22 protein-coding genes are annotated in these 24,452 nt (G+C 70.9%); 9 read left to right on the forward strand and 13 right to left on the reverse strand.

From position 1 onward, the window contains the following. Positions 1-10: 10 nt before the first annotated feature. Together AC0VY3_RS23095 and AC0VY3_RS23100 are read right to left on the reverse strand one after the other, a co-directional pair. Positions 11-1,432 (reverse strand): hypothetical protein, encoded by a 1,422-nt coding sequence (locus AC0VY3_RS23095; protein ID WP_475550482.1) that lies wholly within the window; start codon positions 1,430-1,432, stop codon positions 11-13. 186 nt (positions 1,433-1,618) lie between these two features. After that, positions 1,619-2,611 carry a fibronectin type III domain-containing protein gene (locus AC0VY3_RS23100; protein ID WP_475550483.1) on the reverse strand — a complete coding sequence of 331 codons (993 nt, stop codon included), beginning with the start codon at positions 2,609-2,611 and terminating at the stop codon, positions 1,619-1,621. Between the two features lie 159 nt (positions 2,612-2,770). Between AC0VY3_RS23100 and AC0VY3_RS23105 the strand changes: the two genes are divergently transcribed. Then, positions 2,771-3,388 (forward strand): TIGR03086 family metal-binding protein, encoded by a 618-nt coding sequence (locus AC0VY3_RS23105; RefSeq protein ID WP_475550484.1) that lies wholly within the window; start codon positions 2,771-2,773, stop codon positions 3,386-3,388. 144 nt (positions 3,389-3,532) lie between these two features. On the opposite strand, the gene AC0VY3_RS23110 is transcribed toward AC0VY3_RS23105, so the two are convergent. From AC0VY3_RS23110 to AC0VY3_RS23160, 11 genes are all read right to left on the reverse strand, one after another. Then, positions 3,533-4,216 (reverse strand): alpha/beta fold hydrolase, encoded by a 684-nt coding sequence (locus tag AC0VY3_RS23110; RefSeq protein WP_475550485.1) that lies wholly within the window; start codon positions 4,214-4,216, stop codon positions 3,533-3,535. 151 nt (positions 4,217-4,367) lie between these two features. Further along, positions 4,368-5,825 carry a nucleobase:cation symporter-2 family protein gene (locus tag AC0VY3_RS23115; protein ID WP_103508735.1) on the reverse strand — a complete coding sequence of 486 codons (1,458 nt, stop codon included), beginning with the start codon at positions 5,823-5,825 and terminating at the stop codon, positions 4,368-4,370. 310 nt (positions 5,826-6,135) lie between these two features. Continuing rightward, on the reverse strand, positions 6,136-7,524 hold the full coding sequence (locus tag AC0VY3_RS23120; protein ID WP_103508734.1) for an 8-oxoguanine deaminase: 1,389 nt from the start codon (positions 7,522-7,524) through the stop codon (positions 6,136-6,138). Between the two features lie 45 nt (positions 7,525-7,569). After that, complete coding sequence (locus AC0VY3_RS23125) at positions 7,570-8,973, reverse strand: nucleobase:cation symporter-2 family protein (RefSeq protein ID WP_103508733.1); 1,404 nt, start codon at positions 8,971-8,973, stop codon at positions 7,570-7,572. A 68-nt stretch (positions 8,974-9,041) separates the two neighbouring features. After that, a complete protein-coding gene (pucL, locus tag AC0VY3_RS23130; RefSeq protein WP_103508732.1) occupies positions 9,042-9,965 on the reverse strand; it encodes a factor-independent urate hydroxylase in 924 nt (307 codons plus the stop codon). A 7-nt stretch (positions 9,966-9,972) separates the two neighbouring features. Next, on the reverse strand, positions 9,973-10,362 hold the full coding sequence (uraH, locus tag AC0VY3_RS23135; RefSeq protein WP_103508731.1) for a hydroxyisourate hydrolase: 390 nt from the start codon (positions 10,360-10,362) through the stop codon (positions 9,973-9,975). Between the two features lie 20 nt (positions 10,363-10,382). Further along, on the reverse strand, positions 10,383-10,919 hold the full coding sequence (gene uraD, locus AC0VY3_RS23140; protein WP_103508730.1) for a 2-oxo-4-hydroxy-4-carboxy-5-ureidoimidazoline decarboxylase: 537 nt from the start codon (positions 10,917-10,919) through the stop codon (positions 10,383-10,385). Between the two features lie 164 nt (positions 10,920-11,083). Further along, the gene (locus AC0VY3_RS23145) at positions 11,084-11,482 is read right to left on the reverse strand and encodes a helix-turn-helix domain-containing protein (RefSeq protein WP_103508729.1); all 399 of its coding nucleotides are present in this window, start codon (positions 11,480-11,482) and stop codon (positions 11,084-11,086) included. Next, a complete protein-coding gene (locus tag AC0VY3_RS23150) occupies positions 11,479-11,730 on the reverse strand; it encodes a YkoF family thiamine-binding protein (protein WP_086778741.1) in 252 nt (83 codons plus the stop codon). The genes AC0VY3_RS23145 and AC0VY3_RS23150 overlap by 4 nt, the downstream gene beginning before the upstream one ends. A 110-nt stretch (positions 11,731-11,840) precedes the next feature. Continuing rightward, a complete protein-coding gene (locus AC0VY3_RS23155; RefSeq protein WP_475550486.1) occupies positions 11,841-13,100 on the reverse strand; it encodes a lactonase family protein in 1,260 nt (419 codons plus the stop codon). 123 nt (positions 13,101-13,223) lie between these two features. Beyond that, positions 13,224-14,063 carry a GntR family transcriptional regulator gene (locus tag AC0VY3_RS23160; RefSeq protein WP_475550487.1) on the reverse strand — a complete coding sequence of 280 codons (840 nt, stop codon included), beginning with the start codon at positions 14,061-14,063 and terminating at the stop codon, positions 13,224-13,226. A 280-nt stretch (positions 14,064-14,343) separates the two neighbouring features. Between AC0VY3_RS23160 and AC0VY3_RS23165 the strand changes: the two genes are divergently transcribed. The 8 genes from AC0VY3_RS23165 (at position 14,344) to AC0VY3_RS23200 (ending at position 24,394) form a co-directional block, all read left to right on the forward strand. After that, entirely contained in the window at positions 14,344-15,612 is a 1,269-nt protein-coding gene (locus AC0VY3_RS23165; RefSeq protein WP_475550488.1) for an extracellular solute-binding protein, read from the forward strand. A gap of 46 nt (positions 15,613-15,658) precedes the next feature. Further along, complete coding sequence (locus AC0VY3_RS23170) at positions 15,659-16,642, forward strand: carbohydrate ABC transporter permease (protein WP_475550489.1); 984 nt, start codon at positions 15,659-15,661, stop codon at positions 16,640-16,642. Continuing rightward, positions 16,639-17,484 carry a carbohydrate ABC transporter permease gene (locus AC0VY3_RS23175; RefSeq protein WP_475550490.1) on the forward strand — a complete coding sequence of 282 codons (846 nt, stop codon included), beginning with the start codon at positions 16,639-16,641 and terminating at the stop codon, positions 17,482-17,484. The genes AC0VY3_RS23170 and AC0VY3_RS23175 overlap by 4 nt, the downstream gene beginning before the upstream one ends. A 54-nt stretch (positions 17,485-17,538) precedes the next feature. After that, entirely contained in the window at positions 17,539-19,155 is a 1,617-nt protein-coding gene (locus AC0VY3_RS23180) for a beta-N-acetylhexosaminidase (protein WP_475550491.1), read from the forward strand. Between the two features lie 37 nt (positions 19,156-19,192). Further along, on the forward strand, positions 19,193-20,641 hold the full coding sequence (locus tag AC0VY3_RS23185) for a cellulose binding domain-containing protein (protein ID WP_242742978.1): 1,449 nt from the start codon (positions 19,193-19,195) through the stop codon (positions 20,639-20,641). A gap of 243 nt (positions 20,642-20,884) precedes the next feature. After that, on the forward strand, positions 20,885-21,724 hold the full coding sequence (locus AC0VY3_RS23190; RefSeq protein WP_475550492.1) for a TIM barrel protein: 840 nt from the start codon (positions 20,885-20,887) through the stop codon (positions 21,722-21,724). 88 nt (positions 21,725-21,812) lie between these two features. Beyond that, positions 21,813-22,706, forward strand: coding sequence for a 2-hydroxy-3-oxopropionate reductase (locus tag AC0VY3_RS23195; RefSeq protein ID WP_475550493.1), 894 nt, complete (start codon positions 21,813-21,815; stop codon positions 22,704-22,706). 230 nt (positions 22,707-22,936) lie between these two features. Continuing rightward, positions 22,937-24,394 carry a catalase gene (locus AC0VY3_RS23200; RefSeq protein ID WP_103511209.1) on the forward strand — a complete coding sequence of 486 codons (1,458 nt, stop codon included), beginning with the start codon at positions 22,937-22,939 and terminating at the stop codon, positions 24,392-24,394. Positions 24,395-24,452 lie beyond the last annotated feature (58 nt).

Raw genomic sequence — 24,452 nt, forward strand, 5'->3', positions numbered from 1 at the left:
CACGGCGGGGTCAGCCGCGTGTGTGGTGCAGGGACAGCTCCCAGTCCTCGTCCGATGCCCGGCCGGAGTCCGAGCCGCGCGACCTGGCGGCCACTCCCGCGTACTCGTTGACGAGCACCGGAGCAACGCCCGGATCGAGTTCGATGTCCTTGCCGCTGCGCGCGTCCAGGACCACCGGGCCCGAAGGGGTGTCGGCGTAGACCCGGCCGTGCCGGACGGCGGTGACCTCGGGGACGATGCGGCCTGCCGCACGGTCGGGCAGTTCCCAGAGGATCTTTCCGCTGGGGGCGTCGAGGGCGAAGACCTCCTTCGGGGATCTCGTGCCGGGGTACGGACCGCACACCACGACCGACGTACCGTCGTAGCGGCAGTGCACAGGTCGCTGCTTGCCGGACAGCGGTCGGTGCTTGCCCGTCGCCGCGTCCACGAGGAGCAGCTGGGCGGTGGAGGAGACGAGGCCGCTGCGCGTCACCCTCGTCGTGATGATCCGGTCCGGCCCGGCGGGCGTCGTCCACTGCGCCTGGAGTTCGGGGTTCATGCCCGCGGTGCGCTCGTGGGTGCGGTCCTGCCACACCGTGTTGCCGTCCTCCATACTCACGGCCGTCAGCACCTTGTACTGCAGGCCGGTGTCGGCCTCCGCGCCCACCGCGTTTCCTCCGGCGACGGTGTACGCCTCGAAGCCCGCCTTCTTCCAGGCGGTCCTGGGCCGGTCCGGGTCGCTCAGGTCGACACCGATGGTCTCCCTCACGGAGTTGGCCGAGCCGGACCGCCGTGCGTGGACGCGCAGCGAGACCGCCACCGTGCCGTCCTGGGCGCCCACGACGCGTACAGCCGTGGACCGGCCCTGGTTCGCGTCCCGGTACGCATCCGCCACCAGCGGGGTCTCCAGGCTGCTGCGGAGCTTGCCGGTGCCGGAGTCGAGCACCATGAGCTCGACGAGTTCCTGGGATGCGGCGGTGCCACGGCCTTGCTTGGACACGTGGAAGGGGACGAGGACGAGGGGTGGCCCGTCCGTCCGCTCCAGGGCGAACGGGGCCAGGGCGTCCTGACGGTCCGTGTCCCGTTCGAACGCGCCCTGGTACACGCGCCCGACCGGGTTCTTCGGCCTCAGTCGCGGCCCCGCCTGCCGCCCGGTGGCCACATCCGTGACCTGGACGTCCTCGACGGTCCGGGTGAAGAGATAGCGCCCGACCAGAGCCGAATTCCGCCAGGGCCCGTACTGGACGAGCTGATCACCCGTACGCTGCGCCGCGAATCTCACCGGCGCTTCGTGCGCTTTCAGCTCCGGCTTCCCGGCGGGCTTCGACGTTGCGCTCCGGCCGCCCTTGTCGTCCTTCGCACCGGCGGAGTCCTCGCCCCCGGAACTGCATCCCGCCACCGCCAGAAATACCACAACCAGCAGGCCCGACAGGCCCTTTCGCGCGCCGCGCATCTCCCCGCCCTTCATGGATCACCACAGAGATCTACCGTAGGCGAAGCCCGCTCAGCGTGACACCGGGCGAGCGGAGGCTCCTGTCGTAGCCGGCCTCCGCCGGTTCCGCCCCTCCGGCTCTTCCGGTGCCGATGGCCACAGGGCGCGAGGGGCCGCACGCCTGGGAGGCGGATGCCGCGACCGGTGTCAGTCCGTCAGGACCACTGTCGGCTGGGCCGAGAAGTCGCCCCACGTGCCGTCCGGAAGCTTGGCCCTGAGCTTGAGCGAGTAGCGGGTGCCCGCCGGGTCGGGGAGGTTCAGGCGGTAGGTGGCCCGGCCCTTCGGGGGCGTGCCGCCCCAGACGATGGTGGTGGTCAGCTTGCCGTTCAGGTAGAGCTCGTAGGCGGGGATCACACCGCCCGTCTCGGGCTGGTCCCAGGACAGGTCGAGGGTGAACTCGGCGCCCTCCTTGCCGATCTCGGTGCGCAGACCGGTGGGGGCGGTGCTCGCGGGCGCGCCGGGGGCGGACTCGGTGGTGAGGTCGAGCGCGTTGCTGTCGGCCGAGGACTTGTCGGAGGCGTCACGGGCCCGGACGGTGAAGGTGTAGACGGTCCCGGGGCGCAGGCCCGTCACCTTCGCCGAGGTCTCGGTGCCCACGACGCTGTGGATCCGGGAGTCCTCCTGGTAGATGTCGTACGAGGTGACGCCGACGTCGTCCTTGGCGGCGCCCCAGGTGAGGGTGGCGGCGCGGCTTCCGTCGGCGCGGCCCGCCAGTTTCGCCGGGGCGGTGGGAGGCGTGTCGTCCTTGGGCGGGATGGCCTGGGTGGTGACGGGGACGGCCTTGCTTGGCGCGGACAGGTTCCCGGCCGTGTCCTTGGTCCGGACGCTGAAGGTGTAGTCCGTCGAGGCCGTGAGCCCGTCGACGTCGATCATGGTCTTGGTCGCGGGGACGCTCTTGACCTTGGCCTCTCCCCGGTAGATCTCGTAGCCGGCGACCTTCTCGTCGTCGGAGGCGGCCTTCCACATGACGTGCACCGAGGTGGAACTGCTGGCCTGGGCGGTCACGCCCTCGGGGGTGCCGGGGGGCTGTGTGTCGGCTTCGACGGTACCACCGCAGGCGGAGAGGAGGGGGGTGAGGAGCAGGGCGGAAAAGGCCAACGCGGCAGATATGTGGGGGCGTTGCACGGGGGTGCCTTCCATCCGGACAGCAATGGTCCAGACCTGTATGACATGGCGTGGGGCCCTCCGACAAGAGTCCGGCCGGGAACCTTCCGCTATGTGCCGGGTTGCGTCGCTCGCCTCGCGGTCCGGGTGGCCCGCCGGCCGATGAGTTTTCGGTGGTGGAGGGGTCTGCCCTGTATGGATACGCACGAGACCTCCGCGTCGGCCTCCGTCCTGCTGGACCTGGAGCCGGCCGCCCGGCGGATCGCCGGGCTGCTCGGTCCGGTCGACGACGGCCGGCTGGACGGCCCGACCCCCTGCCCCGACTACGCCGTACGGGAGCTGCTCGGCCATCTCGCCGGGCTCACCGCCGCCTTCCGTGACGCCGCCCGCAAGGATCTCGGCGCGAGCACCGCCGTCTCCCCGGACGCCGCCCTGCCCGTCCTCGACGACGACTGGCGTGAGGTGCTGCCCCGGCGACTGGAGGAGGTGGCGGCGGCCTGGCGCTCCCCCGCCGCCTGGACGGGCATGACCCGGGCGGGCGGGGTGGAGCTGCCCGGCGAGGTGGCCGGGGCGGTCGCGCTCAACGAGCTCGTCGTCCACGGCTGGGACCTGGCCCGGTCGACGGGGCAGCCGTACGCGGCGGGCGAGGCGGAGCTGCGGTCCTGCGCGGTCCTGCTCGCTCCGGACGAGGACGACCCGGACGGCGGGGGTATCTTCGGGCCGCCGGTCCCGGTGCCGGACGACGCCCCGCTGCTGGACCGGGTGATCGGCCTCAGCGGCCGCCGTCCGGACTGGCGGCCGCCGGGCGGGTGAGGGCGGCGGAGGCGGGGCCCGTCCGAGTCGGCGTGCCTCGGCGTACCTGACGGTTTCGTTCAGGCGCCTCTCTCGTCGAGTGGACGCCGGAGCTGGTCCGCACGATCATCCGGCCCTGATCACCGCGCGCGGCCGAAGCGCCGCTCAGCTGGTGAAGAACTCCGTGATGTGCGCGGCCACCTGGTCGGCCCGGGTCTCGTGCATCCGGTGGCCGCCCGGGACCGTGATCAGCCGGCAGTCCGGGATCAGGGAGGCCACATCCGCCTGACGGTGCTGTTCCATCGCGCTCTCCGGGCCACCGGTGATGATCAGCGTCGGGGAGACGATGTCGCCGAGGGCCGCGTCCGCGTCCGGTCCCGGGTCAGCGAGCTGGTTCCGTACGGCGGACACCGCGTTCTCGTCGTAGTCCACCGGGCCCTCGGCCCGCCCCGCCGGACCCGGGTCGCCGGGGAACGGGGCCGGGGTCTCCACCAGCACCAGCCGCTCCACCCGGTCGGAGTGCTCCTGGGCCAGCAGCCGGGCGACGACACCGCCCATGCCGTGGCCGACGAGGCCGACCCGGTCCAGTTCCAGTTCGTCGAGGAAGCCCACGACGTCCTCGGCCATCAGCTCCAGGTCGTAGTCGTCGGGCCAGTCGCTCTCGCCGTGGCCGCGCAGGTCCAGGGCGAAGACCCGCCACTCCTGGCCCAGCAGGGCGCCGGCCGCCTCCCAGTTCGCGGCCGAACCGCCGAGGCCGTGCAGCAGCACGACGGGCGAGCCGAACGCGTCGCCCCAGGTCCGGTAAGCGAGGCGCACATCGCCGACATCCACAACAGACTGATCTTCCATGCCCCTGACGCTACAGCCGACGGACCCCGGTCGGCTCCCTGCCCCCGGCCCCGGCCTGGCAGGCTGGGCGGGTGACCAGGGCTGACGTCGCCGGAGCACGGCCGAAGCCCCGTGCGGGGCACGGGGCTTCACCGGAGGGCGGGCGGATACGTCAGTGGACACCGACCCCCGCGGCAGCGGGCACGACGTGCTCGCCGTGCGCCGGCTCCTCGTCCTCCGTGTCCGGCTTGCGGCCGAAGTGGTTGAAGGCGAGGTTGAGCACGATCGCCACCACACAGCCGGTGGAGATGCCCGAGTCGAGGACGACCAGCAGGTCCTCGGGGAAGGCATGGTAGAACTGCGGCGCGGCGATCGGGATCAGGCCGATACCGACGGCGGCCGCCACGATCAGGGCGTTCTCGCCCTTCTCCAGGGCGGCGGTGGCCAGGGTCTGGATGCCGCTGGCCGCCACCGTGCCGAACAGGACGATGCCCGCGCCGCCGAGCACCGGCAGCGGTACGAGGGCGATGACCGAGGCGGCGACCGGGACGAGGCCGAGGACGATCAGGATCGCGCCGCCCACCGCGACGACGAAGCGGCTGCGGATCTTGGTCATGGCGACCAGGCCGACGTTCTGGGCGAAGGCGCTGCACATGAACCCGTTGAAGAGCGGGCTGATGGCGCTGCCGAGGGTGTCGGCGCGCAGACCGCCCTCGATGATCTTCTCGTCGGCGGGGCGGCCGACGATCTTGCCGAGGGCCAGCATGTCCGCGGTGGACTCGGTCATGCAGACGAGCATCACGATGCACATGGAGATGATGGCGGCGATCTCGAACTGCGGGGCGCCGAAGGCGAACGGCGTCGGGAAGCCCACGACGTCCGCGTCACTGATGGCGCCGAAGTCGGTGATGCCGGCCGGGATGGCGATCAGTGTGCCGAGGACCAGGCCGAGCAGGATCGCGATCTGCTGGAGGAAGCCGCGCAGCAGCTTGCGCAGGGCCAGCACGATCACCAGGGTCACGGCGGCCATGGTGATGTTGGTCAGCGAACCGTAGTCGTCCGCCGTGGCGTTGCCTCCCTGCGACCAGTTGAAGGCGACCGGGAGGAGCGAGACGCCGATCAGGGTGATCACGGTGCCGGTGACGACCGGCGGGAAGAAGCGGACCAGTTTGCAGAAGTACGGGGCGAGGACGAACCCGAGCAGACTCGCGACGATGATCGCGCCGAAGATGACGGCTATCCCGTCGTGCCCCCGGTCCTTGCCTATCGCGATCATCGGGGCCACACCGGCGAACGAGACGCCGTTGACGAAGGGCAGCCGGGCGCCGACCTTCCAGAAGCCGATGGTCTGGAGCAGGGTGGCGATGCCCGCGGTGAACAGGCTCGCCCCCATCAGGAAGGCGGTCTCCTTGGCGGTGAGGCCGACGGCCGGCCCCACGATGAGCGGCGGGGCCACCACGCCCGCGTACATGGCGGCCACGTGCTGGAGGCCGCTGGTGAACATCTTCAGTGGGGGAAGGGTCTCGTCGACCGGGTGTTTCCGGTCGTCTCCCGTGTCCACGGCGGTATCGGCCGTCGCGTCGGGGGCGGCTGCATCTGCGTCTTTGCGAAACCTGGGCTTAGCGGCCACGGCGGTTCCTCCGGTCGGTTACGCGTCGTCGGCGACGCGGGTGTCAGGGAGGTGATGCGTAAGTGGTGCGGCGGTGCTTGCGGCTCTCTCAGGTGGTGCAGGTCGTGCAGGTCGTGCAGGTCGTGCAGAGGGGGGTGCGGGAAGGAGCGCGCACCGGGGGTGTGTGCGGGCAGCGTTCATCACCGGTCCGGCGGGCACGCACCATGGGGCGCGCGTCCGCCGGACCGGTTGCCGTGGGCCCCGCTCGGGTCCACGGCGGCCGGTCTCGGGCCGTCCCCCTCGACCGGCCGGTCGGGGATACCGCCCGGGGTCAGGCCCCGGCGGCGATCTGCGCGAGGCGGCGGGCCTCGTCGCGGGTGACGCGGGCGATGGCGTCCTCGTCCACCGTGGTGAGGTGGTTGCCCTCGACGACCGGCTTGCCGTCGACGAGGGAGAGGGTCACCGGGGCGGCCGCGCCGAAGATGAGCGCGGTCACCGGGTCGGCGATCGAGGAGTGGGCCAGGGTGTCGAGCTTCCACAGGACGAGGTCGGCGAGCTTGCCGGCCTCCAGGGAGCCGATCTGATCGGCGCGGCCCAGTACTTGGGCCCCGCCGAAGGTCCCGAGGCGCAGGGCCTGACGGGCGTTCAGGGCGGCCTCGCGGTGGGCGCCGAGGCGGTTGATGAGGAGTGCGTTGCGCAGCTCGGTGTGGAGTTCGCCGGACTCGTTGGAGGCGGTGCCGTCCACGCCGAGGCCTACGGGTACGCCGGCGGCGAGCATGTCGGGGACCCGGGCGATACCGGCGGCCAGGCGTGCGTTGGAGGACGGGCAGTGGGCGACGCCCGTTCCCGTACGGGCGAAAGCGGCGATGTCGGAGTCGTTCATGTGGACGCAGTGCGCCATCCACACGTCGTCGCCGAGCCAGCCGGTGGACTCGAAGTAGTCGGTCGGGCCCATCCCGAACAGTTCCTTGCAGAACTGCTCCTCCTCGACGGTCTCCGAGCCGTGGGTGTGCAGCCGTACGCCTCGACGGCGGGCCAACTCGGCGCCCTGGCGCATCAGTTCGGTGGAGACCGAGAAGGGGGAACAGGGCGCGACGGCGACCTGGGTCATCGCGTCGAAGGAGGCGTCGTGGTGGGCGTCGATCGTCGCCTCGGTGGCGGCGAGCGCGCCTTCCAGGGTCTCGACGGCGAAGTCCGGCGGCAGTCCGCCGTCCTTCTCGCTGCGGTCCATGGAGCCCCGGGCGAGGGTGAACCGTACGCCCATCTCACGGGCGGCGCCGATGATCGCGCCGGACAGGTCGCCGGAGTCCTTCGGGAAGACGTAGTGGTGGTCCATGGCGGTGGTGACGCCGCCGCGGGCCATCATGGCCAGCGAGCCCTGCGCGGCGGCGCGGGCCATCGGCTCGTCGATGCGCGCCCAGGTCGGGTAGAGGGCGACCAGCCAGTTGAAGAGGTTGTGGTCGGTGGCCAGGCCCCGGGTGATCCACTGGTAGAAGTGGTGGTGGGTGTTGACCAGGCCGGGGGTCGCGAGGTGCCCGGTGCCGTCGACGCGGCGGACGACGCCGGTCAGGCCCACCGGCGCCTTGCCGGCGCCTACGGACTCGATGCGGTTGTCCGCCACGACGATGTACCCGGACGCGTACTCCGTGTCGTGGGCGTCGACGGTGGCGATCGAACAGTTCTCGATGACGATGCGCTGAGGGTCTGCCGAAGCTGCCATGGCGCTTCCTTCTTCTCTCTGTGGCGATGTGGGCACGGCAGGACCCTAGGAGGATTTGAGTGCCACAGCGGTGCGGCTGTGGGTGCCGAGATGATGGAAGAACAGGTTGAGCACGACCGCGACCAGTGCTCCCGCGCTGATCCCGGAGCCGAGGACGGTCTGTGCCCAGGCCGGGAAACCGGCGTAGAAGGTGGGCGCGGCGAGCGGGATGATGCCCGCGCCGAGCGCGACGGCCACCAGGATGATGTTGGAGCTGTCGTCCAGGCCGGCCTCGGAGAGCGTCCGGATGCCGCTGACCGCGATGGAGCCGAAGAGGACGATCCCGGCGCCACCGAGGACGGGCATGGGCACGAGCGAGACGACCGCGCCGAGCACCGGGAAGGCGCCGAGGACCAGGAGCGCGCCGCCCGCCGCCGCGACGACGTACCGGCTGCGGACGCGGGTCAGCGAGACGACGCCGACGTTCTGGGCGAAGGCGCTGGTCGGGAAGCCCCCGAAGATTGGGCCCAAGAGGGTGGCGATGCCGTCGGTGCGCAGGCCGCGGGTGATCGTGCGGCCGTCGGTGCGGCGGTCGCAGATCTCGCCGAGGGCGAGCATTCCGGCCGAGGACTCCGTCATCAGGACGAGCATGACGATGCAGAGCGAGAGGATGGCGGCGGGGTGGAACTCCGGCGCGCCGAAGGCGAAGGGGGTCGGCAGGGCGGCGAGCGGCGCGGACTTCAGCGCGGAGAACTCGGCGAGCCCGAACGGGATCGCGGCCAGCGTGCCGACGAACATGCCCATGAGCAGAGCCACTTGCTTGAGGAAGCCGCGGCCGAAGCGCTGGATGAGCAGGATGACGACGAGCGTGAAGGCGGCCAGCGCCAGGTACTTCATGGCGCCGAAGTCGTCGGCGGTGGCGTCGCCGCCCTGCGCCCAGGCCACCGGCACGGGCATGAGGGTGACGCCGATGAGAGTGATGACCACGCCGGTGACGAGCGGCGGGAAGAAGCGCAGCAGTCTGCCGAAGAAGGGGCCGACGGCCAGGCAGAAGACTCCGGCGACGAGCACCGCCCCGTAGATCGCGGGGAGTTGGTGGCCCGGTGCGCTGGTCTCGGCGATGGCGAGCATCGGCGCGATCCCGGCGGAGGAGGCGGCGTTGACGAAGGGGAGCCGGTTGCCGGCGAAGGGGCCGAGACCGATCGTCTGGAGGATGGTGGCGAGACCGGCGATCAGGAGGCTGGCCGCGATGAGCCGGGTCATGCCGGCGGTGTCCAGGCCGACGGCCTGGCCGATGATGAGCGGAGGGGTGACGACGCCCGCGTACATGGCGGCGATGTGCTGGAGCGCGGCGGGGACGAGCCGCGCGGGCGGAAGCTTCTCGTCGACCGGGTGAACTGCCGGGTCGGCGAGGGATTTCGAGGGCTCTTTGCCTGGGCTTTCGGCCGGCCCCGTTGCAGGCTGTGCCATGGGTTTTCCCTCCGGGATGACCGGCCGCCGCCCGGCTGTGGACGGACGGCGGCCGGTTCAGTGCCGCGTCAGAGGTTGGTCATGTCGACCGGGATCTTCGGCTCGACGCCGTCCCGGAGCACGGTGGCCTCGATCAGACCGTAGGGACGGTCCGCCGCGAAGTAGACCTCATGGTCGTTCTTGAGGCCGAACGGTTCGAGGTCCACCAGGAAGTGGTGGTTGTTCGGCAGCGAGAACCGGATCTCGTCGATCTCGCTGCGGCTGTTGATGATGCGCGAACCCATCTGGTACAGGGTCTGCTGGAGCGAGAGGGAGTACGTCTCGGCGAAGGCGTGGAGCATGTGCTTGCGCGCCTGCTCGTAGGACTTCTCCCAGTTCGGCATGCGCTGCTCGTCGCTGGTCCAGTTGTAGCGCCAGCGGGCGGAGACGTCCGTCGCCAGGATGCGGTCGTACGCCTCCTTCAGCGTCGTGTACTTGTCCTTGACGTAGCCCCAGAACTCGGAGTTGGTCGAGTTCATCACGGTGAGGTCCTTGAGGCCCGAGATGACCTCCCAGTTCTCACCGTCGTAGGTGATCTGGGAGACGCGGGTCTCCTGGCCCTTGCGGACGAAGGAGTGCTTGACCTCGTCGGCGCCGATGAACCTGGAGTTGCCGTCGGAGGTCGCGATGCGCTCCCAGCTGTACTCCTCGATCCGGATCCGGGCGCGGTGGATCGGCTCCTGCGAGGAGACGAAGTGCCGGGCGAGGTGGATGCCGAACTGCTCGGCGGACTCGATCCCGTGCTCCTTGGCGAACGCGTACACCGTGTTCTTGGTGGTGTCGGTCGGCAGGACGTTGGCGTTGGAGCCGGAGTAGTGGACGTCGTCCATGTCGCCGGAGAGGGCGACCGAGACGTTCAGGTCCTTGATGTGGTGGGTGTCGCCGTCCCGCGTGATCTTGACGACGCGGTTCTCTGCTTTGCCGTACTGGTTCTGGCCGAGAATCGTGGGCATGTCGGTGCTAGCTCCCTCGGTAAACGGAGTAGCCGAACGGGTTGAGCAGCAGCGGTACGTGATAGTGCTCGCCCGGGACGACCGCGAACGCGATGGTCACCTCCGGGAAGAACGCGCCGCTGTCCCTTACGCGGGGGGCGTCCTGCTGCGCCTCGGCTTGCTTCTTGGAAAAATACGCCTCGGTGTCGAATGCGAGACGCACATGGGTGGTTCCCTCCGGCAGTGCCGGGAGGTCCTTGCAACGCCCGTCCGCATCGGTCGCGGACGCTCCGAGCGTCACGTACGGCGCGTCGCTTCCGCTGCGGGCGGCGAGCGAGACGGCGACGGACGCGGCGGGGCGGCCGATGCTGGTGTCCAGGATGTGGGTGGACACCGATGCGGTCGTGTCGGTACTCAAGACCGTCACTCTCCTAGATCTCAAGAGTCCTGTGCGGGAGCGCCCTCTGCGAGGGGCTCCGTCACGAGACGGGTCAGCCGGATGCGGTTGATCTTGCCCAGTTCGGTGCGCACGATCTCCTGCTCCTGCTCGGGCGAGTTCCCGATCCGGGACTTCACCGCGTCGCGCATCTGCTCACCGGTGGCGCCGGTGGCGCAGATCAGGAAGACATGTCCGAACCTCTCCTGGTAGGCCAGGTTCAGTTCGAGCATCTCGGTCTTGAGCTCCTCGGAGGCGCCGGCCATCCCCCGCTGCTCACGGGAGGAGGTCGGGTCGCCGGGCTTCGGGCGGCCGATCGGCGGGTGGCCTGCCATCGCTTCGGCCAGATCCGCCGCGGTGAGCGTCGCCATGGCGGCGTCGCTCGCGGCGAGCAGGGCTTCTTCGGTGGCGTACGGACGCCCGGCGAGGATGGTGTTTCCCCAGGTCGCACTGGCACACACCTCGTGCAGTGCGGGAGTGGCCTCGCCGTCCGCCAGGGTGTTGAACCGGGTGAGGCCCGGTGTGGAGCTCGAAGTCACGGGAGCCTCCGTGGCTGTTTTTCGCTGTGCGTTGTTCGGGCTGCGGATAGCTAACGCCCTCCGCAACACCACGTCAACACTTTGTTGAAATCTCGCGAACGAAGAAAGCCGCCGTCCCGACATGCGGACGGCGGCTTTCCGGTGCGTTCGGCGGGTTCGGCCAACTACTCACCCTTGGCCGAATGTTCCCGGTTCAGATAGTTGTACACGGTGAACCGGGAGACGCCCAGAGCGCCGGCCACGGTCTCCACTCCGTGCCGTACGGAGAAGGCACCGCGTGCCTCCAGGGTCCGGACGACGCCCTGCTTGGCCTTGCGGTCCAGGTCGGCGAGCGGCATCCCGTGCCGTCGTTCCATCGCGGCGAGGATGTGGTCCAGCGAGTCGGAGAGCTGGGGCAGCCGTACGGCTATGACGTCCCGGCCCTCCCAGGCGAGCACCACATCGTCCGGCTGGGCCTGCTCGGGGCCCAGCAGCTCGGCGCCCATCGCGTCGACGAGCGGCTTGACGGCGGAGACGAGAGGGTGATCGCCCGCCACCGGGGGGTGATCGGCGGATTCGGTCATGACACGTCCCCCTCGATCACGTTCACCTGGAGCGAGACCCGGGTGGCGCCCGAGGCCAGGGCCTGCCGCAGCAGGGCGTCCACGGCGGTCAGCACCTCGTCGGCGCCGCCTTCCGCGGTGTTGCCGAAGGGGCCGACGTCGACGGCGTCCAGCTCGGCGCCCTGGATCACCTCGCGGGCCACCACCGCGTGGGTGGGCGCCTCGTCGAGATCGAACGGCTCGGTGGTGAATTCCACCCTCAAGCGCACTGTGCCTCCATGGTGTCCTCGCCCGGGGTGCGGGCTCCCGCGGCTCGGCCACGACTGTAACCGCTGGGCGGGGCCCCGCTCCGGTGCGCACGGGGCCCCGGCCGGGGTGGTCACGGGAGCGGCAGCACGCAGACCGCGACCGGCGCCGGGAAGGGCTCGCCCGACCCGGTCAGGGAGCCGTCGGGGCCGACCGCGAACACGGTCACGGTGGAGGAGCGCTGGTTGGCGGCGAAGAGCAGGGAGCCGTCCGGGGAGAGGGCGAGCTGGCGGGGCCAGTCGCCGCCGACCGGCACGGTGTCCAGCAGGCGCAGGGCCGCCCCGTCGTCCTCGACGGCGTACCGGGTGAGGCTGTTGTGGCCCCGGTTGGCGAGGTAGACGTACGCCCCGTCGCCGGTGACCACCGGCTGGGCGGGGTAGCTGGTGCCCGGTCCCGTGCCGGTGGACTGCCCGGGGCCCGGAGTGAGGACGCCGGTGGCGGGGTCGTACGCGCAGACGACCATGGTGTCGTCCAGCTCGCAGGCCAGGTAGGCGAACCGCCCGTCGGGGTGGAAGGCCAGGTGGCGGGGGCCGGAGCCGGGGGCCAGGGCGGCGCGGGAGACCTCGGTGAGCGTCCCGGCGGACTCGTCCAGCGCGTACGTGTACACGGTGTCGGTGCCCAGGTCGACGGCGAGGACATGGCCGCCGTCGGGCGAGGTGACGATCTGGTGGGCGTGCGGTCCGCCCCGGCCGGGGCCGGGCGGCGGCGAACCGTGGGTGACCAGGTCGGTGCGCTCGCCCAGCGATCCGTCCGCCGCGACCGGGTGCACGGCGACGCTGCCGGAGGTGTAGTTCGCGCTCAGCAGCCAGTCCCCGGACGGATGGACGGAGAGGTGGGTGGGGCCCGAACCGCCGGTGGGGCGGGTGCCGAGCACCTCGTACGTCCCGTCCGGCGCGAGCGCCACGGCGGTGACCGCGCCCGCGTCCTGCTCGGCGACCGCGTAGACGGTGGCGCCGGAGGGGTGGAGAGCCAGGTAGGAGGGGTTCTCGACGCCGGCGATCGCCGGCCCGGTGGTGATCGCGCCGGTGCCGGTGTCGTAGGCGGCGGTGCCGATCCCCGTGCCGCCTCCCGCCTCGGAGGTGTACGTGCCGAGCAGCAGCGGGCGGGTGGCGCGCGGGGCGGCGGGCGCCGGAGCGGACCGGGCGGCCGCATGGGCGGGCGCGACGAGGGCCGGGGCGGCGAGTACGGGGGCGGCGGCCAGGGCGGCTCCCGCCAGCAGACCGCCGAGGAGGCCCCGGCGGCTGAGCGGGCCGGGGGCGGGGGCCTGGACGGCGGACGCGGGGGCGCGGCCGGGACGGCCGGGGACCGGGTTCGGGTGGGGGGCTGGGTTCATGCGAGGCACCTCGTGTGGGGTTCGGCTGCTTCGGATGCGTCCGCCACCCTGGCCCGCCGACGCCCGTTCGACAAGAGGCGCAACCGGAGTTGCATCCTGCGCAACGCGACCGGGAGGTCGCGATCAGGCGCCCGCCTGGATGTCCCCCCTGGTCGAGGAGGCGATGGCGTCGCCGTGCGCGAAATCGCCGGGCGGAATACCCGGGTGGTGTCCCTCCCGGTCGGGGGCGATGTCGGCCGCCGGGCCGAGCGCGAGCCGGGAGACGATCCGGTAGCGGTCGCCCCGGTAGAGCGAGTGGACGTACTCCACCGGGCGGCCCGTGGTGTCGGAGGTCAGCCGCTCGAAGAGCAGCGCCGGCGAGAGCTCCGGGACGTCGAGCAGCCCGGCCTCGGCACGGGTGACGACGGTGGGCTCGATCGCCTGGACCGCCTCGTGGACGTGCACGCCGTGGGTGGCGCGCAGATGCTCGTACAGGTCGCCGCTCTCCAGCTCCTGCGCGCTGAGCCCCGGCACCAGCTCCGCCCGGATGTGCAGATGCTCGATGGCCAGCGGCGCCCCGTCGACCAGCCGCAGCCGCGCCACGTAGACGATCTCGGCGGCCGGTGACATCCGCAGCTTGCGGCCGACCCGGGCCCCCGCCTGGAGCGTGGTGAACTCCAGCAGCCGGCTCGACCAGGCTCCCGACGCCTGCGGCACGGTCAGCGACCGGTCTCCCGCCACCAGCTCCTGGGTGATCTTGGCGGGCGCGACGAACATGCCCCGGCCGTGCTCGCGCACCAGGAGTCCGGCGGCGACCAGCTCGTCGACCGCCGCGCGCACGGTGGGCCGGGACACGCCGAGCAGGGCGCACAGAGCACGCTCCGAGGGGATGGCGTCGCCGGGGCTGCGCGACTCGATCAGCTCCAGTACGGCATCGCGGGTCCGCTCCCGCTTGAGCACCGTCCCCGGCACATCCGCGTCCATGGTCTCCCCTCCCGACGACTGCATTTTTCTTACCAGTTGACCATCCCGCCACCCCAACTGGCCTGCTGGTCAGGTGAAGTGTAGCGCTTGCCCGGCCCGGGCCGGTCGCTCGCATTACGGATAGATCACCAATTCCCCTTTGTACGCAGGGGGTTGACGGCCTCATTGGTCTATGCCACCTTCATCCACCACCGACAGGCGAGCTGTCCAGTGAGCCCTACTGGTCAGGTGGTCAGGCCTCGTCAGGTCCGTCCGATCCGTTCTGCTTCCGAGGTGAACCGTGAAGTACCGCTTGCTCGCCGGTGGGTCCGTGCTCGTCCTGACCGTCGCACTCAGTGCCTGTGGTTCGTCGTCGGGGCCGGACTCCGGCAACGGGGACGGCCGGACGACGGTGGACGTCTGGCTGATGCGCGACAGTGTCTCGGACGAGTTCCAGAAGGAGTTCACCGCGGACTTCGAGAAGCGCCACCCGACGATCGACGTGAAGATCCAGGTCCAGGAGTGGGACGGGATCGGCCAGAAGATCACCGCCGCCCTGGCCAGCAACGACGCCCCGGACGTCATCGAGGCGGGCAACACCCAGGTGGCGCAGTTCGCGGAGAGCGGCGGGCTGCTCGACCTCAGCGACCGGACCGAGGAGCTGAACGGCAAGGACTGGCTGAGCGGCCTGGCCGAGCCGGGCTCGTACGAGGGCAAGCAGTACGGCATCCCGTACTACGCGGCCAACCGGGTGGTCGTCTACCGCACGGACCTCTTCGAGAAGGCGGGCGTCGACGCCACGGCGATCAAGACCCGCGAGCAGTGGATCGCCGCCACGACCAAGCTCAACAAGGGCGGCACGCAGGGCATCTACCTGCCCGGACAGATGTGGTACGCCTTGGCCGGGTTCATCTGGGACGAGGGCGGCGACCTCGCCGGCAGGTCCGGGGAGAAGTGGTCCGGCGCACTGGACACCCCCGAGGCGCTGCGCGGCATGGCGTTCTACAAGGAGCTCCAGGCGCTCGGCAAGGGTCCCAAGGACTCCGACGAGGACGACCCGCCGCAGACGGAGGTGATGGCCCAGGGGCAGGTGGCCCAGGTCATCCAGACCCCGGGCGGGGCCAAGGTCATCGCGGAGAAGAACCCCGAACTGGCGGGCAAGCTCGCCTTCTTCCCGATCCCGGGCAGGACCGCGGACACTCCGGGCGCGGTCTTCACCGGCGGCTCCGACCTGGTCGTGCCGGCCGCCGCGGCCCATCCCGACGAGGCGGTCACCTTCATCAAGGAGCTGACCGGGGACACCTGGCAGAAGAAGCTCGCCGTCGCCATGAGCTACGTACCGAACCGGACCACGCTGGCGTCCGCCGTGGCCGACGACCCGGGGGCCGCCGCGATGGCGGTCGGCGCGGCCAACGGGCACGCGACGCCCAACACCCCGGGCTGGGCCGCGGTCGAGGCGGAGAACCCGATCAAGGACTACATGACGGCCGTGCTCACCGGGGGCGATCCGGCGAAGGAGGCGGCGAAGGCATCGCGGAACATCACCCGGGCCATGAACGCCGGTTCCTGAACCGGTCCCCGATCCGCCACCGCAGCAGCTCGAAAGGAGGCGTGCCGTGCCGGTCGTCGACCAACGGACCGCACACCGCACCCCCCGGCGGCGCCCGGCCCCGCGCCTCGCCGTACGCAAGGACCCGACCCCGCGGGGCAGGGCCCAGGGCCTCTGGCCGTACGCCCTGATCGCCCCCGCCGTCGGCGGCATGCTCTATCTGCTGGTCTACCCGCTGGTGCGGGCCGTCCTGATCTCGTTCCAGGACTTCCGGCTGCGCCAGCTCATCGCGGGTGACGCGGAGTTCGTCGGGCTGCGGAACTACCGCACGCTGCTGACCGATCCACGGTTCTGGGAGGTGGTGCGCCGCACCTTCCTGTTCATGGCGGTCAATGTCGTGCTGATCATGGTGATCGCCACCCTGGTCGCCCTGATGGTGGAGCGGCTGGGCCGGATCGGGCGGACGGTGGTGCTGTGCTCGCTGGTGCTGGCCTGGGCGATGCCGGTGGTGGCGGCGACCACGGTCTTCCAGTGGCTGTTCCACTCGGAGTTCGGGATCGTCAACTGGTCGCTGACCTCGCTCGGCCTCGACTCCTTCGAGCGCTATCCGTGGTTCGCGAACGGCACCGCGGCCTTCGCCATCCTGGTGACGCTGATCGTCTGGCAGTCGGTGCCGTTCGCCGCGATCACCCTGTACTCGGCGCTGACCACCGTCTCCCCCGAGTTGTACGAGTCGGCGCGGCTGGACGGGGCGGGCGCGGGGCGGATCTTCCGCTCGGTCACCTTCCCGATCCTGCGGCCGATCTTCCTGCTGGTGGTGTCGCTGGAGGTGATCTGGACGTTCAAGGCGTTCGTCCAGATCTGGGTGATGACCCGGGGCGGGCCGGGCGACGCCACGACGATCCTGCCGGTCTACGCGGTCCAGACGGCGCTCTCCAGCCAGCGGTACGACCTGGGTTCCGCCGCCTCGATGGTCACCGTGGTCCTGATGTCCGGGGTGCTCGTCCTCTACTTCCGCCAGATGCTCCGCCAGGAGGACGAGACCCGATGAACCCACCTGTCCCGCACCCTCGGCTGCGGCGTCTGCCGCTGAACCTCGCCGCGGCCGTGACCGTCGTGGTCTGCCTCTTCCCCGTCTACTGGATGATCTCCACGGCCTTCAAGCCGTCCAAGGACATCCAGTCCGCCGACCCGCAGCTCTTCCCGCACACCTGGACGCTCGACCACTTCCGACGCGCCGTGGACGCCGACGGGTTCGCGCTCTTCTGGCGTAACAGCATCCTGGTCACGCTCGGGGCCGTCCTGCTGGCGCTGCTGGTCGCGCTGGGCGCGGCGTTCGCCGTGGCGCGGCTGCGGTGGAAGGGACGGCGGCAGTTCATGCTGATGATCTTCATCGCGCAGATGGCGCCCTGGGAGTCGCTGATCATCCCGATCTACATCATCTCGCGGGACACCGACATGCTGGACCGGCTGCCGACGCTGACGCTGATCTACTTCATGATCACGCTGCCGTTCACCGTCGTGGTGCTGCGGGGCTTCATCGGGACGATCCCGCCGGAGCTGGAGGAGGCCGCGCAGGTCGACGGCTGCTCCAGGACCGGGGCGTTCCGGCGGGTGGCGCTGCCGCTGCTGGCGCCGGGTCTGATGGCGACCTCGCTGTTCGGGTTCATCACCGCCTGGAACGAGTTCGCCTACGCCAACTTCCTGATCATCAAGCAGCAGGACAACCGGACGCTGCCGGTCTGGCTGTCGTCCTTCCAGAACACCTTCGGCACCGACTGGGGCGCCACCATGGCCGCCTCCACCCTCTTCGCGCTGCCCGCCCTGGTGATCTTCCTCCTGCTCCAGCGCCATGTCACGTCCGGCTTCGCCGCCGGCGCCGTCAAGGGCTGAGCGTCCGACACCACCTCGCCACCCGTTCGCCCGCGAACCGAATCCGGAGACCCCGTGCCCGCATCGCGCCCCGCCCCCGTTCTCTCCCTCCTCCCCCGGCCCAGCAGGATCTCCTCGCTCGGCGGCCGGCTCACCCTCGACCGGAAGACCACCGTCCGGGCGCTGCGGGGCGCGGAGCCGGCGGCGGACCTGCTGCGCACCCTGGTCGGCCGCACCACCGGACTGCCCCTCGCCCCCGCGCCGGACGGCCGGGTCGTCCTCGCCCTGGACGACCGGCTCGGCGGCCTCGGCGAGGAGGGGTACGGGCTGACGGTCGCCCCGCAGGCCCTCCAGCTGCGCGCCGCCCATCTCACCGGGCTGCTCCGGGGCGTCCAGACGATCCGCCAACTGCTGCCCGCCGCAGCGCTGTCGGGCGGTCCGGCGAGCACGGGTTCCTGGGAGCTGCCGTGCGTCGAGATCACCGACGTACCGGACCGGCCGTGGCGCGGGGCGATGCTGGACGTGGCGCGGCGCTTCCAGCCGATCGGCTATCTGCGCCGGTACGTCGACCTGATGGCGCTGCACAAGCTGAACGTCCTGCATCTGCATCTCACCGACGACCAGGGCTGGCGGATGCCGGTCGACGCCTACCCCCGGCTGATCTCGGTCGGCTCCCGGCGGGCCGGGTCGCAGAAGGGCCCGACCGGTCCGGACGGGGCGCACTTCGACACGGTGCCGCACGAAGGGCACTACACGAAGGCGGAGTTGAGGGGCCTGGTGCGGTACGCGGCGGAGCGCGGCATCACCGTCGTACCGGAGATCGAAATGCCCGGCCATGTGCGGGCCGCGCTCGCCGCCTATCCGGAGCTGGGCAATCACCCGGAGCGGGAGCTGGACGTGTGGACCCGTTGGGGGGTGTGCGACACGATCCTCGGCGTGCACGAGGGGGTCTTCGACTTCTGCCGCGCCGTGCTGGAGGAGGTGTTGGAGGTCTTCCCGTCGCCGTACATCCACATCGGCGGCGAGGAGTGCCCGACCACCGAATGGGAGGAGAGCCCGGCCGCCCGCGAGCGCGCGGCGGCGCTGGGGCTCGCGGGCCCGGCGGCGCTGCACGGCTGGTTCATGGGCCGGATCGGGGCGTTCCTGGTGGAGCGCGGCCGGATTCCACTCGGCTGGGTCGAGAACGGCGCCGAACTCCCTCCGGAATTCACGGTGATGACCTGGCGCGACTCCTCGCACACGCGGGCCGCCGTACACCGCGGCCACCAGGTGATCGCCGCGCACCACCGGGCGACCTACCTCGACTACGCACAGTCCGGCGACCCGTCGGAACCGGTGGCCCAGCCCGGAGCGCCGGTCTGCCTGCACACGGTCCACGACTACGAACCGGCCCCGCCCGACTGGCCGGAGGCCGAGCGGGGCCGGGTGCTCGGGACCCAGGCCCAGGTGTGGACGGAGTACGCCCGCACCCCCGAGGAGATCGAGTACCTCAGCTACCCACGGCTGTGCGCGCTCGCCGACCGTTCCTGGTCCGGCGGGCGCGGCGACTGGCCGGGGTTCGTCGAGCGGCTGCGTCACCACACCGCCCGGCTGGACGCCCTGGGCGTCCCCTACCGCCCGCTGGACGCGCGGTCGCTCGCGACGGCCGGGTACGCGTCCCCGTCCTCAGGAACAGCGCGACCCCACTCGTAACCACTCCCCCACCACCGTTCCGGAGAGGAACACACCCGTGAACACATCACGCAGGAATCCGCGCAGGTCCAGGCTGCGCACCGCCGCCGTCTCGGCCGCCGCCACGGCCCTGGCCGCCACCGGGCTCGCCGCTCTGCCGTCCTCGGCGTCCGCCGCGGCGGACGGCATCGTCGTCCAGTACCGGACGAGCGCGTCCGGTGCGAGCGCCGACCAGAGCGAGCCGTGGTTGAAGGTCCGTAACGCCGGCTCCGCCTCCGTACCGCTGAGCGGCGTGAAGGTGCGCTACTACTTCAAGGCCGACTCGGCGTCCGCCGCCTACCGGTTCGCCTGCTCGTGGGCGGTCAAGGGGTGCGCGAACATCACCGGGACGTTCGGGACGCTCGCCGGTCCGACGGCCACCGCGGACCGCTATCTGGAGATCGGCTTCACCGCCGGGGCGGGCTCGCTCGCACCGGGCGCGGACACCGGGGACATGCAGCTCCGGTTCCACCAGGCGTCCTGGGCCTCGCTCGTCCAGTCCGACGACTACTCCTTCGGCCCGGACCGGACCGCGTACGGCGACTGGTCCAAGGTGACGGCGCATGTCTCCGGCGCGACCGTGTGGGGCGAGGCGCCCGGCGGCAACGGGCCGACCGACCCGCCGGACCCGACGGACCCGCCCACCGACCCGCCGGGTGACGCGCCGGCGCTCTTCGACGACTTCGACTACAGCTCCCACACCGACCCGGAGATCAACGCGAACGGCTGGAGCGTACGGTCCAACTCCGGCGGTCCGGGCGTGCCGGGCGCGACCTGGGCTCCGGAGAACGTCACCTTCGCCGACCAGGGCGGAAACACGGTGATGAACCTGGAGACCTCGACGGCGGGCACCGGGGCGTCGACGAAGCACACCGAGATCCTGACGCAGTCGATGAAGTTCAGGAACGGGACGTACGCGTCACGGGTGAAGTTCAGCGACGCGCCGCGCTCGGGCCCGGACGGCGACCGGATCGTGCAGACGTTCTTCACCATCAACGACCTCAAGGCGCCGATGGCGGACGACTACGCGGAGTACGACTTCGAGTATCTGCCGAACGGCGGCTGGGGCGAGCCGGCGAACATCCTGTACACGACGTCGTGGGAGACCTACCGGCCCGACCCGTGGGAGGCGGTCAACGCGCACAGCGAGTCGCGGCAGTCCTACGCGGGCTGGCACGACCTGGTGGTGACGATCGACGACAACGAGATCACGTACTACGTCGACGGGCAGCACTTCGGGACGCACGGGGCGGCCTATCTGCCCGAGCGGCCGATGTCGATCAACTTCAACCAGTGGCTGATCGACCTGGAGGGGCAGCCGAGCACCACGCCCCGCGCCTACGACCAGCAGGTGGACTACGTCCTGCATGTGAAGGACCAGGTGCTCACCCCGGCGCAGGTCAACGCGATGGTCGGGACGTACCGCGACGCGGGCACGAGCTTCGAGGACACGGTTCCGGCGGGATAGCACCGCGTACGGGAACTGCTTCTGCGGGAGCGGTGCGCACGGCGTGAGAACCGGGCGGGGCGGGGGTCGACGGCGGCCTCCGCCCCGCTTTCGTATGCCCGAAGGCGCCCGCGCCACCGATTCCGTACGCCGCCGGCCGGGGCGAATTTTCCGGCACCCCCTTGACAGCCCCACCACCCTCCGGGCAATCTTCCGTTAAGCAGAAACTAACTTCCGCAATACGGAAGGAGCGCCGACATCCTCATGGGATACCCGGACCAGCGCTTCGATGTGAACCTTTCGATCCTCTTCACGGAACTCCCGCTCCTGGAGCGTCCCGCGGCAGCCGCCGCGGCGGGCTTCACGGCGGTCGAGCTGTGGTGGCCCTGGATCGAGACCCCCACCCCGCCGCAGGCGGAGCTCGACGCCCTCAAGAAGGCGCTCGACGACGCCGGCACCCAGCTGGTGGGGCTGAACTTCTACGCCGGACAGCTGCCCGGCCCCGACCGCGGCGCGCTCTCCGTGCCCGGCACGGAGTCGGACCGCTTCCGGGCCAACATCGAGGTGGCGGCCGACTTCGCCGCCTCGGTCGGCTGCACGGCCCTCAACGCGCTGTACGGCAACCGCGTCGAGGGCGCGGACCCGCAGGTCCAGGACGCGCTCGCGCTGGAGAACCTGGCGCTGGCCGCCCGAGCGGCGGACCGCGTCGGGGCGATCCTGCTCGTCGAGACGCTCAACAAGCCGGAGTCGCCGCTCTATCCGCTGGTCAGCGCACCGGCCGCGATCGAGGTCGTCGACAAGGTCAACGCGGCGACGGGCCTCGGTAACGCCAAGTTCCTGCTGGACCTCTACCACCTCTCGATGAACGGCGAGGACCTCAGCCAGGCCATCAAGGCGTACGCCGCGAAGACCGGTCACGTGCAGATCGCCGACAACCCGGGCCGCGGTGCGCCGGGTACCGGCTCGCTCCCGCTGGAGCGGCTCCTGGACGAGCTCAAGGACGCGGGTTACGCGGGCTGGGTCGGCCTGGAGTACAAGCCGGGCGACCGGCCGAGCGCGGAGTCCATCGACTGGCTCCCGGCGTCGGCCCGAGCGGCCCACTGACCGGTTGACCGGCCGCGGGCGGGCCGGGCGGACCTGAGGGTCGCGCCCAACCCCCTTACGTACACACGTTTTTCAGGAAGGCACCCTCATGAGCAACAACCTCCCCAAGGTTGCGTGGATCGGCCTCGGCATCATGGGCTCCCCCATGTCCGAGAACCTGATCAAGGCCGGTTACTCCGTCACCGGATACACCCTGGAGCAGGACAAGATCGACCGGCTGGTCGCGGCCGGCGGCACCGGCGCCTCCTCGATCGCGGACGCGGTCCGGGACGCGGATGTCGTCATCACGATGGTGCCCGCATCGCCGCAGGTCGAGGCCATCGCCTACGGCCCCGACGGCATCCTGGAGAACGCCAGGCGCGGCGCGCTGCTGGTGGACATGTCCTCCATCACCCCGCAGACCTCCGTGGACCTCGCCAAGAACGCGGCCGAGAAGGGCGTCCGGGTCCTGGACGCGCCGGTCTCCGGCGGCGAGGCCGGCGCCATCGAGGCGGTCCTGTCCATCATGGTCGGCGGCGAGCAGGCGGACTTCGACGCCGCGAAGCCGCTGCTCGAAGCGCTCGGCAAGACGATCGTGCTCTGCGGCCCGCACGGCTCCGGCCAGACGGTGAAGGCCGCCAACCAGCTGATCGTCGCGGTCAACATCCAGGCCTGCGCCGAGGCCGTGGTCTTCCTGGAGAAGTCCGGCGTCGACCTCGCCGCCGCGCTGGACGTGCTCAACGGCGGTCTGGCCGGCTCGACCGTGCTGACCCGCAAGAAGGACAACTTCCTGAAGCGGGACTTCGCCCCCGGCTTCCGGATCGACCTGCACCACAAGGACATGGGCATCGTCACGGACGCCGCCCGCAACGTCGGCGCGGCCCTGCCCGTCGGCGGTGTGGTCGCCCAGCTGGTCGCCTCGCTGCGCGCCCAGGGCGACGGCGGCCTGGACCACTCGGCGCTGCTGCGCTCGGTCGAGCGGCTGTCCGGCTCCCAGGTCTGATTCCTCCCCCGGCTCCGCAAGGAGCCCCTGGCCTCGTACGGGGCCACGGCCCGCACGACGGGCCCCCTGATCTCCGGGCCGCGGTGGCGCTGACACCTGTCCTGTCGCGCCCAGGCGCTGCCGCGGCCCGGAACCACATACTTCGTTTTCAACAAACTGTTGACGTTGTCTCGCGGCGAATCTACGCTCCTCAAGCCGTCAGCAGCTCGTACGAAAGGTCATCCCGCCACATGGCTAAGCGTGTGCTCACGACCGAGTCAGGCGCCCCGGTCGCCGACAACCAGAACTCCGCCACCGCCGGTGTCGGTGGACCGATCCTCCTCCAGGACCAGCATCTTCTGGAGAAGCTCGCCCGCTTCAACCGTGAGCGCATCCCGGAGCGCGTGGTGCACGCCCGCGGTTCCGGCGCGTACGGCTACTTCGAGGTCACCGACGACGTCACCGGCTTCACCCGCGCCGACTTCCTCTCCTCGGTCGGCAAACGCACCGAGACGTTCATCCGCTTCTCGACCGTCGCCGACTCGCTCGGCGGCGCGGACGCGGTCCGCGACCCGCGCGGCTTCGCCCTCAAGTTCTACACGGACGAGGGCAATTACGACCTGGTCGGCAACAACACCCCGGTGTTCTTCATCAAGGACCCGATCAAGTTCCCCGACTTCATCCACTCGCAGAAGCGCGACCCGTTCACGGGCAAGCAGGAGCCGGACAACGTCTGGGACTTCTGGGCGCACGCCCCCGAGGCGACGCACCAGATCACCTGGCTGATGGGCGACCGCGGCATCCCCGCCTCGTACCGTCACATGAACGGCTACGGCTCGCACACCTACCAGTGGACGAACGCCGAGGGCGATGCCTTCTTCGTCAAGTACCACTTCAAGACGAACCAGGGCGTGCGGTCCCTCTCCGCCGACCAGGCCGCCGAGCTGGTCGGCAAGGACGCCAACTCGCACCAGACGGACCTGCTCCAGGCCATCGAGCGCGGCGTCAACCCGTCCTGGACGCTGTACGTCCAGGTGATGCCGGCCGCCGAGGCCGCCGACTACCGGTTCAACCCGTTCGACCTCACCAAGGTGTGGCCGCACAGCGACTACCCGCTCCAGCGGGTCGGCCGCCTGGTCCTGGACCGGAACCCGGACAACGTCTTCGCCGAGGTCGAGCAGGCCGCGTTCTCGCCGAACAACTTCGTGCCCGGCATCGGTCCGTCCCCGGACAAGATGCTCCAGGGCCGGCTGTTCGCGTACGCGGACGCGCACCGCTACCGCCTGGGCGTCAACCACACCCACCTGCCGGTGAACGCGCCGCGCACCGCGGTGGTGGACAACTACGGCCGCGACGGCATCCACGCGACCCGCAACGGCTCGCGCCACGACAAGAACTACGAGCCCAACTCGTACGCCGGTCCGGCGCAGACCGACGCGGCGCTCGCCGCCCCGCTGGCGATCCACGGCTGGACGGGCACGCACGAGGCGCCCGCCCACACCAAGGACGACGACTTCTTCCAGGCGGGCGAACTCTTCCGGCTCATGTCGGAGGACGAGAAGGGCCGTCTGGTCGCGAACATCGCCGGAGGCCTTTCGCAGGTCACCCGCGACGACGTGATCGAGAAGAACCTCGCCCACTTCCACGCCGCCGACGCCGACTACGGCAAGCGCGTGGAGGAGGCGGTCCGCGCCCTGCGCGAGGACTGAGCCTCCCGCACAGACCCCTGCCCGTACCGCGCACCCGGATGAGGGGTGCCGCGCGGCA

Source organism: Streptomyces sp. iso_384 (assembly GCF_056172905.1).

Coding starts and splice junctions, on each gene's coding strand:
- AC0VY3_RS23095 (WP_475550482.1), bottom strand. CDS start 1,432: ATGCGCGGCGCGCGAAAGGGCCTGTCGGGCCTGCTGGTTGTGGTATTT.
- AC0VY3_RS23100 (WP_475550483.1), bottom strand. CDS start 2,611: ATGGAAGGCACCCCCGTGCAACGCCCCCACATATCTGCCGCGTTGGCC.
- AC0VY3_RS23105 (WP_475550484.1), top strand. CDS start 2,771: ATGGATACGCACGAGACCTCCGCGTCGGCCTCCGTCCTGCTGGACCTG.
- AC0VY3_RS23110 (WP_475550485.1), bottom strand. CDS start 4,216: ATGGAAGATCAGTCTGTTGTGGATGTCGGCGATGTGCGCCTCGCTTAC.
- AC0VY3_RS23120 (WP_103508734.1), bottom strand. CDS start 7,524: ATGGCAGCTTCGGCAGACCCTCAGCGCATCGTCATCGAGAACTGTTCG.
- AC0VY3_RS23125 (WP_103508733.1), bottom strand. CDS start 8,973: ATGGCACAGCCTGCAACGGGGCCGGCCGAAAGCCCAGGCAAAGAGCCC.
- pucL (WP_103508732.1), bottom strand. CDS start 9,965: ATGCCCACGATTCTCGGCCAGAACCAGTACGGCAAAGCAGAGAACCGC.
- AC0VY3_RS23145 (WP_103508729.1), bottom strand. CDS start 11,482: ATGACCGAATCCGCCGATCACCCCCCGGTGGCGGGCGATCACCCTCTC.
- AC0VY3_RS23155 (WP_475550486.1), bottom strand. CDS start 13,100: ATGAACCCAGCCCCCCACCCGAACCCGGTCCCCGGCCGTCCCGGCCGC.
- AC0VY3_RS23160 (WP_475550487.1), bottom strand. CDS start 14,063: ATGGACGCGGATGTGCCGGGGACGGTGCTCAAGCGGGAGCGGACCCGC.
- AC0VY3_RS23175 (WP_475550490.1), top strand. CDS start 16,639: ATGAACCCACCTGTCCCGCACCCTCGGCTGCGGCGTCTGCCGCTGAAC.
- AC0VY3_RS23190 (WP_475550492.1), top strand. CDS start 20,885: ATGGGATACCCGGACCAGCGCTTCGATGTGAACCTTTCGATCCTCTTC.
- AC0VY3_RS23195 (WP_475550493.1), top strand. CDS start 21,813: ATGAGCAACAACCTCCCCAAGGTTGCGTGGATCGGCCTCGGCATCATG.
- AC0VY3_RS23200 (WP_103511209.1), top strand. CDS start 22,937: ATGGCTAAGCGTGTGCTCACGACCGAGTCAGGCGCCCCGGTCGCCGAC.